The 313-nt window shown below is 71.6% G+C and carries 1 protein-coding gene; it reads left to right on the top strand.

The annotated features are described in order from the left end of the window. Positions 1–313, top strand: a 313-nt coding sequence (locus tag IG74_RS47420) for an acyltransferase domain-containing protein (RefSeq protein ID WP_158858155.1), incomplete at both ends; no start/stop codon positions are given.

The following is a 313-nucleotide window of genomic DNA, read 5'->3' as shown; positions in this document are numbered from 1 at the left end:
GTGTGGGCGTCCGTGGGTGTGAAGCCGGATGCGGTGCTTGGGCACTCGCAGGGTGAGATCGCGGCGGCTTGTGTGGCGGGGGGGCTGTCGCTCGAAGACGCGGCGCGGGTGGTGGCGTTGCGGAGTCAGGCGATCGCGGCGCGGCTGGCCGGACGGGGTGGCATGGCGTCCGTCGCCCTCGCAGAGCAGGAAGTGGCCGGGCGTGTGGAGCCGTGGGCCGAGCGGGTCGAGGTCGCGGCCGTGAACGGGCCTTCCTCCGTGGTGATTGCTGGTGATGCCGAAGCCTTGGACGAGGTCCTGCAAGTGCTCTCCG

This window comes from Streptomyces sp. NRRL B-1347, assembly GCF_000720325.1.
In the GTDB taxonomy this organism is placed as follows: Bacteria; Actinomycetota; Actinomycetes; order Streptomycetales; family Streptomycetaceae; genus Streptomyces.
Note: the sequence above shows the minus strand (reverse complement) of the source record. Positions and strands in the feature narration are given on the sequence as shown.